The 869-nt window shown below is 68.8% G+C and carries 1 protein-coding gene; it reads left to right on the forward strand.

The features are described from left to right. The coding region (locus Aple_RS51710; RefSeq protein WP_155352166.1) for a zinc-binding dehydrogenase at positions 1-869 on the forward strand (869 nt) is incomplete at both ends.

Below are 869 nucleotides of genomic sequence, written 5' to 3' on the forward strand. Positions count from 1 at the left end.
TCTGCTTCCGTTTCCGGAGGCGGCCGAGGTGCTGGGGGCCGGTCAGGTCCGGGTGGCGGTGCACGCGGCGGGCCTGAACTTCCGTGACCTGCTGGACGGGCTGAACGCGCTGGGCTGGTGGCAGGACAAGGTCGGTCTGATGGGCGGCGAGGCCGCCGGAGTGGTCCTGGAGGTCGGCCCCGGAGTCGACGACCTGCGCCAGGGAGACCGGGTGGTCGGCCTGGTCGAAGGCGGCTTCGGGCCGGTGCTTGTCACCGATGCCGCAGCTGTCGCCAAGATCCCCGATGGGACTTCTTTCGAGCAGGCGGCGACCATTCCGGTGGTGTTTCTGACGGCCTATTACGGGCTGATGGACCTGGCCGGGTTGCGGTCCGGTGAGTCGCTGCTGGTGCACGCAGGCACGGGCGGTGTGGGCATGGCGGCGATCCAGCTGGCCCAGCGGCTGGGCGTTGAGGTGTTCGCCACGGCCAGTCCGGCCAAGTGGGACGTCCTCCGCTCGCTGGGCATCCCGGACGATCACATCGCCTCTTCGCGGACGCTGGAGTTCGAGGAGCGGTTCCGGCGGGTGTGCGGGGACCGGGGGATCGATGTGGTGCTGAATTCGCTGACCGGGGACTTCATCGATGCGTCGGCGCGGCTGCTGCGTCCCGGTGGCCGGTTCATCGAGATCGGCAAGCTGGACATTCGTGAGGAGGAGCAGTTCCCGGGGCTGGTTTATCGCTGGTTCGATGTGACGCACGCCGGTCCCGAGCGTTTGCGGGAGATGCTGGGCGAGCTGATGGAGCTGTTGGCGGCGGGTGAGTTGCGGCCGTTGGCGGTGACGGCGTGGGATGTGCGGCGGGGCCGTGAGGCGTTCCGGTTCATGAGTC

It is taken from the genome of Acrocarpospora pleiomorpha, from assembly GCF_009687885.1.
Taxonomy (GTDB): Bacteria; Actinomycetota; Actinomycetes; order Streptosporangiales; family Streptosporangiaceae; genus Acrocarpospora; species Acrocarpospora pleiomorpha.